We start from the raw sequence: 8,491 nt of genomic DNA, 5'->3' as shown, positions 1-8,491 counted from the left end.
AGCGCTCTCAACCATAGCAAAGGCTATGCTTATCAAACGCTGCCTAGAATTTATCTCTTCAAACTCCTCGCTGAAGTCAATGGGGACTTATTCTGCGTTTCCCTAGGCGTCTGTTTGCTCTTTATTGTCGTAGTTGATAAGAGTTTATTCGGTTTTTATAAGTATTTTTATCTAGTTTTTGGGTTAGTTGGCCTAAATTATGCTGTAAATAATTTACTAAAGCTCTGCTAAGAAATTTATAATTTCACTGTTTCTACGCTGATCCGTTTTTCAATCTCCTTTTTGCGGGTCAGCTTTTTTCTTTTCTCCTGTTTTTTCGCTATTGTCTGCTTAATCCTATCTCTTTTCTGGCATGCTCTCTGCTTTGTTAATCTCAAAGGGTTTACCCGTGATTACGATTTAGGAGGGGTTATGCGACACCTGATACTGGTTCTACTGACTATGACAATGTTTTGGAGTAGTTATAGTTATGCCGAACGCATTAAAGATATTGCCAATGTTGGCGGTGTGCGTTCCAACCACTTGGTCGGTTATGGTCTGGTTGTCGGCTTGAATGGTTCGGGCGATAAAACGCCGTTTGCCGAGCAGAGCTTGTTGAGCATGTTAAATAAGTTTGGAATCAAGGTGCCAGACGGTACCAATACCAATGCCAAAAATGTGGCAGCGGTTGCGGTTCATGCTGAACTTCCGGCTTTCTCCAAATCGGGTCAAAAAATCGACATTACTGTTTCATCACTTGGTAATGCGAAAAGTCTTCGTGGTGGTACTTTACTGATGACCCCTTTAAAAGGGGTTGACGGTAATGTGTACGCTTTGGCGCAGGGTAACTTGGTTGTCGGTGGTTTGGATGCCAGCGGGGCGGATGGTTCTCGTATTACTATTAATGTACCGAGTGTCGGGCGTATTCCAAATGGCGCGACGGTCGAGAAAACCGTGAATACCGGCTTTGATTTAGGCAATACCATTCGTTTGAATCTAAAAAATGCCGACTTTACCACTGCAACCAACTTAGTGAATACCATTAACGAACAACTTGGTGACGGTACGGCGAAAGCGTTGGATGCGGAAACGGTTGAAGTCATGGCGCCGCGTATGGCCAATCAACGTGTGGCATTTTTATCGTTGGTCGAGAATATGGAAGTGGTAACCGGCGATGCGCCAGCGCGTATTATCGTTAATTCGCGCACAGGTACGGTGGTTATCGGTCAGCATGTAACGGTTAACCCTGCGGCGGTCACGCACGGCAGTTTGTCGGTAAAAATCACAGAAGATACGCAAGTTTCTCAGCCAAATGCATTTGGCGGCGGCGGTACCGCGGTAACGGGTAATAGTGAAGTTGCCGTTGATCAAGCCGGTGGCCGTATGTTTACTTTCCCGAAAGGGGTGTCACTGGATGATATCGTGCAAGCGGTCAATAAAGTCGGCGCGGCGCCAGGCGATTTAGTGGCGATTTTGGAAGCATTAAAACAGTCCGGCGCTCTAAAAGCAGAATTAATGATTATTTAAAATGGACGCAGTAAGATGGAAAGGATGGATTTTAAAAACCTGAACGCAATCGACTCGGTGCGTCAGAAAGCGCAAAATGTCGCTGACAGTAATGCTTTAAATGATTTGCGTAAAACCGCGAAACAAGACCCGAAAGAAGCCTTGCGTCCGGTTGCTGAACAGTTTGAAGCGTTGTTTTTGCAACAGATTATGAAAGAGGCGCGTAAGGTTTCGTTTGATGACGGTTGGCTAGACGGCAATCAGGGCGATTTCTTTAAAGATTGGCACGACAGCCAGTTGGCGCAAACACTTTCTACTAAAGGTTCTTTAGGTTTGGCCGATAGCATTGTTGAGCAACTGGCTCCGAAAGTCGACAATGTGTATACACCGGAGCAGTTCAATGCAATGCAAGAGCAGAAAAAATTAGCAACAGTCTCTGCACCTAATACCGGAAATAACGAGCAGTCGGTTTTAAATCATCCGATTGCCAGTACCGAGACGGCATTGAAATTTAGACAACAGTAATGACGAGAGAATCGGTCGAAAAATCGATTGGAGATAAATTATGGCAGATATGTTAACCATTGGTACCCAAGCGACCCGAACCTTTAAAACGGCTTTGGACGTCACCAGCCATAACGTAGCCAATGTCAATACTGAAGGCTATAGCCGCCAGCGTGCTGATATTGTCAGCAGCACTCCAAATTTAGCGGGTTCGACATATCTTGGCGGCGGTTCTGCAGTTAGTAGCATCGAGCGTATTAATGCGGAATATATCCAGAATCAACTCTACACGAGTCAGTCACTTGTACAGCGCTATGAATCCTCATACTCATTAGCGACACAGGTCGAAGGGATTGTTGCCGGTAATGATGAAGGTGTGAAAGACTTCATGCAACGTTTCTTCGACAGCCTGCAAACCGTTGCTTCTAATCCAACGTCTGAAGTATCGCGCCAGTTATTATTGGATGAAGCAGGTAGTTTACAAAGTCATGTCGGAAATTTGACGAATGTGCTAGAGAGTCTTGAATCTCAGACTAATACGCAGTTAAAAGATTTGACAACTGAAGTGAATGATCGTTTAAAAACGATTCAGAGTATTAATGATGAAGTTGCCCGAGCGTTATCGGTTGGTAGTCAAGCACCAAATGACCTTCTTGATCAACGAGATCAAGCTATTTTGGAATTGAGCAAATACATTGATATTGATACCTACCCGCAACAAGACGGAACCATCGAGATTCATACCGGCGGCGGAAAAGTTCCTTTAATCAGCGATAACAATGCGACCTATTTGCAAGCAGCTCAAAGTCCTTATCCTGATGAAGGTCGAATTGAAATTTATACCTATATCGGCGGCGCTCGCCAAGTGATTACCGATAAAATTACCGGTGGTGAACTGGGTGGCGTAATTGATTTCCGTACGGAGATGCTCGATAAGGCGCAGAATGATTTAGGTTTAACCATTAATGGCATGGTTGCTTCGATGAACTGGCAACATTACCAGGGATGGGATTTAAATGGCGATCCGGGACAAAGTTTGTTTACGCCTTTATCTGCGGATGTTTTGAAAAGTTCAAACAATGCCGACGGTAGTTCTGATGGCAGTGGAATTTCGGTTACGTTTAATCCGGTAAAACCAACCGCGACAACGCCTGAACCTCCATTTACCACTCAGCCTACGACCTATGATGAAAAGCAAGCGTATTTAGATAATGCAATGCAGGCAATTGGTGAATTCGAGTCGCGTGAGTATGAGCTGCGGTATGACGAATCATTAGATGGTGGTAACGGTGGTTTTTATGTACTTGATCGAAATACGAGAGAATTATTAGGCGATTTCGCTAAAAATAGCTCTACTACTATTGATGGCCTAGAGTTTAAAGGTGACAACGGTACTTACTCTCAAGGAGATAGTTTTATTGTTCAACCTCATAAAGATATTCTGGAAGACTTTGCAACGCTTATTCAAGAACCAAATGAAATTGCGGCAAGAGGTCAATCGCCATTAGTTCAGTCTTTAACGCCATACTATAACGAAGCGATTGCTTTAGGTGCTGAAGACACCGACAGTATTGTTACCTACAGCAGTTTTATTGCTGCAACTGGGATTGATGATACAGACCCTCTAGGTATGACAGTTGCAGAATTTAATAGTGTATTTTCTGCGGAAGTTAGCGGTGATGGCGGTGATCTATTGGATACCGATGGCGATGGAACCATCTCTCAACTTGAGTTTGATGATGCAACAACCGGATTTATGAGTTTTGCCAGTCCAGCGCCTGCTGCTTATGGCGATAATACGAATATGGCAAATATTGCCAGCTTGCAGTCTAAAGATATTTTGCTAAGTGACGATAACGGTAATGCAAGTTCAACATTACTTGGTGGTTATTCGATAATGGCGAGTAATGTTGGGCTCTATGTTAGATCAACGGATATTCAACTGACCGCTCAAGAGAATGTGTTTCAACAGATTGTGGATCGTCGTGAATCACTCTCCGGGGTCAGTTTAGATGAAGAAGCGGCAAACTTATTACGCTACCAGCAAGCGTATGAAGCATCCGCTCAAATTATTTCAACTGCGCAATCATTGTTTCAGACGCTGATTAGCGTAGTACGAGGATAGGCAAATGCGCATTTCGACCAATCAGTTTCATAGTCAAGGTTTGGCTTCGATTCAAAAGCATCAGGAAGATATCCTACAAACCCAGCTACAGTTAAGCACCGGTAAGCGTGTCAATGCGCCAGGAGATGATCCGGTTGCTTTAAGTCAAATTAATGCATTGAACCGTACCATGGATACCATTGACCAATATGCAAAAAATGGTGATTTTGCAAAGTCCCAGTTGGTCCAAGAAGAGACCGCAATTACGGATGTGATTTCTGCGGTACAGCGAGCGAGAGAGCTTACCATTCAGATGATGAACGACACCTATAATGAAGGTGATCGAAAAGCAACTGCAGCGGAAATTGGTGAGTTAATTGAGCATGTAAGCAATTTAATGAATTACAGTACTTCAGAGGGCGAGAAGTTGTTTGCCGGAAGTAATGTTAATGTTGAGCAGGCATTTGTCAGCGATCAAGTCAATCCGGGGTATGTCTCTTATATCGGCAATGAAAATGCCGGAGATGACTATGATCCTTTGGCAAATTATGGCTCACGTTTTGTTCAAATTAGCTTTGATTCGGATAATACGTTAAATCCTAATGATTACGGCGATTCAAGTCGAGTAAGAATTACCGATAATGGCGCGAGAGTTTTTGGAATTCCTGATCCAGTTTCAACACTAAAAAGTGCTTTGCCTTTTGTTGAAGAAATCAACAACGATGGAGCTTTAGAACAAGCCAATCTTAAATTTTATCCAATGACGGAAGGGCAGTCGATTACCGTTGCTGGTTTAACCTATACGGCTGATACTTCACTCTCCGCGAAAGAAGTTGCCCTTGCTTTTGAAAATTTAGCCGACGGTGCAACAACCGGTGGTGCTGCAACGGGTACTTACACAGGGACTTTAACCGGTTGGCAATCCGGTGCTTTGGTTGATAATGAGAATCTAGTATTTGAAACCACTACCGGCGCGATTGGAGAAGATGTTGCGGATATTTCGGTCACAAGCGATGACGTTAACCCGCCAGAACATAATATTCTGAACGTGTTATATGAGTTGAAGAGAGATCTTGAAAACAATGATACTTCGGGCATGGGGTTATTAGTTCAAGATATGGATGCTTCTGTTGAACAGCTTACTCAAGTTCGAGCAGAAATTGGTGGTCGCCAAAACAGAATTGAATCGCAGTATGATTCTGGTGAAACCTTCAAGCTATCGCTCGAAGAACGTCGTATGAATCTCGAAGAGCTCGATATTGTGCAAGGGATTACCGATTTAACTCAGCAGCAAAATGCTTTGCAAATGGCTCAGCAAGTTTTTACCCGCGTCAATGAAATGTCCTTATTTAATTACCTTCGCTAATTAAACCTCTGAAAACTGGTACTGCTCTTGCTTAATGACTACTTATAAAAAGGTTATTGAGTAAGCAGTACAATGTTTTTAAAAAAGTCATCAAGTCTTTGGATTATTGCAGGCAGTTCAGTATTACTGCTTGGCGCTTCCTACGCTTCCTCTATGCATGGTTGGGCAAAACAACAAGCGCCACAAAAAGCATTTATTCCTACTGTCAGCCAGCCAATTGATTCAACGCCATCCTTGGGAATGGTAACGAATCGCGTACTTAGTGACTCTCTTCCTGTAATGACGCCGCAGTCCTCATTGGTTGAATCAACGGCAAGCACTCAGTTGGCCCCCCAAGCTCTAGCTCTGCCAAAAATTTCTAATGACAATAGTACCGCGACCGCACAGACGCCAGAAATTAAAGACACAAGCGCAGAAAAGGTCCCTTTGGAAAAAAGAGCTACTTTTCAATCAGTTGTTAAAAGTTCTCCTGAACAAGAGCCTGAGCTTTCAAGTTATGAAAAAAGTGGCGATGTTTATGCCGCCGAGAAGGAACTTAAGCCTAATCTTCCAGTAACGACGATTCAAGCACATGCTTATGAAGATGAGATTGTCGTGGAATTTCCTGCACATTTAGCACGGACTTCGCAAATCAAAAAAGTACTTAGTAGAATCATGCTTTCGCAATCGGGTTTACAAGAGACAAATTTTCTACAACCAGCCAAATTTAATCTGGCTGCGAAGCCTTATTATTTTAACCAAGTACGAGATAAATCGAATTTCTCGATTCGCTATCCAGCACAAGCTTATGAATATGCCAAGGTATTAATGAATGACAATGCCTATTGGGTTGAGGACGATAATCAGCAATTTTTACACATCAGTATCCCATTGCATTCTAAAGATCAGATAGTCGCTTCGGCCTTCGAATTGCAGCCTAAGGCCATTGCTACCTTAAATTCATCGCAATTGAATCAATATCGCCAATGGGCTGAACAATTTGCTCAAGAGTTTAATGTTCCATTAGATTTGGTAATGGCGGTGATGGAAGTCGAAAGCGCTTTCAACCCATTAGCGCGGAGCAGTTCAAATGCTTTGGGGTTAATGCAAATTAAAGCGAATGCGGCGGGTCGAGATGTTTTGGAAATGATCGATGGCAAAGAGCGATCACCATCGGAAACGGAATTGCTGAATCCAGAAAATAATATTCGCATCGGTGTTGCGTATCTAGGCCTCCTGCAACACCATTATTTTGCTGAAGTACAAGATGATCGTAAGAAAGAGTTACTGGCCATCTCCGCTTATAATTCTGGGCTCAATACCGTATTAAAGTTATTTGATCCACAGCCTGAAAAAGCGATTCAAGAAGTGAATCGGTTACCCATCGCGCAAGTTTACAATAAATTAAAAGCAAACCATCAAACCGAAGAAGCCCGCCAGTATGTTGATAAAGTGCTTCTTGCTAAGCAAAATAATCATCAAACATAACGTGAATGAGTTAAGGCTCAAGCTGTTTAGTTTGGGTCTTAACTCATTCACGTTCTTAAAAGCGCTTCGATATTAGAAATCGAAATCATTAAAGTGTTGTCTTGTTCCGGCATTGGTTGAAACCCAAACCTCTCATAGAAAGTGCGGGCTTCTTTATCGAGTGCGTGGACTAATACTGCCTTAACCCCAATTTCATTAGCGACATTCAAACTTCTAAGTAACGAATCCTTCAATAACCCTTTTCCCAACGAAAGACCTTTGAAATTTATATCGATTGCTAATCGGGCAAGAATGACAACCGGTATCGGATTCGGCATATTTCTAGCGATGTTAGAAGCAACTTGGGTGCGTTCCACAGCGCCTGAAGCAAGGGCGTAATAGCCTACCACTCGATTACCGGATGTGATAACAAAAGTTCTTGAACCGCGATTTGTTTGGTTCTTTAATGCTTGGTTTTTTAGCCAATTATCCAGAACCGGTTTTCCGCAATTGAACTCATTAGTATCGTGATGAACTGCCAATAATTCAGGTGGGTTAATCATTCCCAAGGTGATTTCTCTGACAAAAGTTTTTCTAGTTCAGCGCTGTTTGGCAATGGTTTCTCAAGGACTTGTTCAAATTGGTCAAACGCCTTGTCATCAAGTAAGAACACCCTTTGGTTTAAAAGGACTTCTTCCGCTTCCCTGCATACGGTATTCAAAATAAAAGCCGTTCTATCCATTTTTAAAATAGCAGCGGCTTGTGAAATTAATGCTTTTTGTTCTGGAAGAACACGCATATTGATTGGTAGCTTTTGCATCATAACGGTGAATCTCTAAATATGAATTTCTTTTATTGTATATCTGATGGGTATACAAGACAAGATTTAAGGATTAACAATCTCCAGTCGCTTTAAAGCGGTTAATACCGATATAACCGATGATTTTGCACTGCTACTCTAGGTGTCAATAGGGTTTTTTATTAGGTATAGGAAATTTACTTATAAAAAAATAGAAAAAAAACTAAAGAACTTCCGTATGTGCCGTTAAAGAGATTGAAGGCGAGAAACATCGCCCACTAAACCAAAAAGTAAAACACACAAATCGTACTGACACAGTACAAGGGAGAACTATCATGGCAATGGTAATCAACACAAATATGGCCTCATTGAATGCGGTTCGCGTTCTTGGAACTACAAGCTCTGAGCAATCAACGTCAATGGAACGTTTGACTTCTGGTCTACGTATCAACTCTTCAGCAGATGACGCAGCCGGCCTTGCAGTAACAGATCGTATGAATCTCCAAATCCGTGGTACCGATCAAGCGATTCGTAATACCAATGACGGTATTTCAGTGGTGCAAACCATTGATGGGGCAACCGAAGAGCTAGCAAATATGTTACAGCGTATGAGAGAGTTAGGTCTGCAATCAATGAACGAAACCTACTCTGATGAAAACCGAGGTCAAATGGACTTGGAGTTTCAACAACTAAAAACGGAAATTGATCGTGTTGCCGAAACTACCAAGTTCAATGGCACGAATGTAATGAATGTTGATGGTGGTTTGTCTATTCAAGCTGGATGGGA

Annotated in this window: 9 protein-coding genes; 7 read left to right on the top strand and 2 right to left on the bottom strand. The window is 42.5% G+C overall.

The features are described 5' to 3' along the window. The 6 genes from J3998_RS12845 to J3998_RS12820 form a co-directional block, all read left to right on the top strand. Positions 1-231, top strand: a 231-nt coding sequence (locus J3998_RS12845) for a hypothetical protein (RefSeq protein WP_208151069.1), incomplete at its 5' end; no start/stop codon positions are given. Positions 232-411: 180 nt separating this feature from the next. Then, positions 412-1,506 (top strand): flagellar basal body P-ring protein FlgI, encoded by a 1,095-nt coding sequence (locus tag J3998_RS12840; RefSeq protein WP_208151068.1) that lies wholly within the window; start codon positions 412-414, stop codon positions 1,504-1,506. Between the two features lie 24 nt (positions 1,507-1,530). After that, a complete protein-coding gene (locus tag J3998_RS12835) occupies positions 1,531-2,010 on the top strand; it encodes a rod-binding protein (RefSeq protein WP_208151067.1) in 480 nt (159 codons plus the stop codon). A gap of 40 nt (positions 2,011-2,050) precedes the next feature. Next, positions 2,051-4,114, top strand: coding sequence for a flagellar hook-associated protein FlgK (gene flgK / locus J3998_RS12830; protein ID WP_208151066.1), 2,064 nt, complete (start codon positions 2,051-2,053; stop codon positions 4,112-4,114). A gap of 4 nt (positions 4,115-4,118) precedes the next feature. Further along, positions 4,119-5,459, top strand: a complete 1,341-nt coding sequence (flgL, locus tag J3998_RS12825) for a flagellar hook-associated protein FlgL (protein WP_208151065.1) — start codon at positions 4,119-4,121, stop codon at positions 5,457-5,459. Positions 5,460-5,531: 72 nt separating this feature from the next. After that, positions 5,532-6,926 carry a murein transglycosylase domain-containing protein gene (locus tag J3998_RS12820; RefSeq protein WP_208151064.1) on the top strand — a complete coding sequence of 465 codons (1,395 nt, stop codon included), beginning with the start codon at positions 5,532-5,534 and terminating at the stop codon, positions 6,924-6,926. 47 nt (positions 6,927-6,973) lie between these two features. Here J3998_RS12820 and J3998_RS12815 read toward each other — a convergent pair whose 3' ends face one another. Continuing rightward, positions 6,974-7,468, bottom strand: coding sequence for a GNAT family N-acetyltransferase (locus tag J3998_RS12815; RefSeq protein ID WP_208151063.1), 495 nt, complete (start codon positions 7,466-7,468; stop codon positions 6,974-6,976). Further along, the gene (locus J3998_RS12810; RefSeq protein ID WP_208151062.1) at positions 7,465-7,728 is read right to left on the bottom strand and encodes a type II toxin-antitoxin system TacA family antitoxin; all 264 of its coding nucleotides are present in this window, start codon (positions 7,726-7,728) and stop codon (positions 7,465-7,467) included. The genes J3998_RS12815 and J3998_RS12810 overlap by 4 nt, the downstream gene beginning before the upstream one ends. 311 nt (positions 7,729-8,039) lie before the next feature. Between J3998_RS12810 and J3998_RS12805 the strand changes: the two genes are divergently transcribed. After that, positions 8,040-8,491, top strand: a 452-nt coding sequence (locus tag J3998_RS12805; protein WP_481924063.1) for a flagellin N-terminal helical domain-containing protein, incomplete at its 3' end; no start/stop codon positions are given.

It is taken from the genome of Thiomicrorhabdus marina, assembly GCF_017571465.1.
Classification (GTDB): domain Bacteria; phylum Pseudomonadota; class Gammaproteobacteria; order Thiomicrospirales; family Thiomicrospiraceae; genus Thiomicrorhabdus; species Thiomicrorhabdus marina.
Note: the sequence above shows the minus strand (reverse complement) of the source record. Positions and strands in the feature narration are given on the sequence as shown.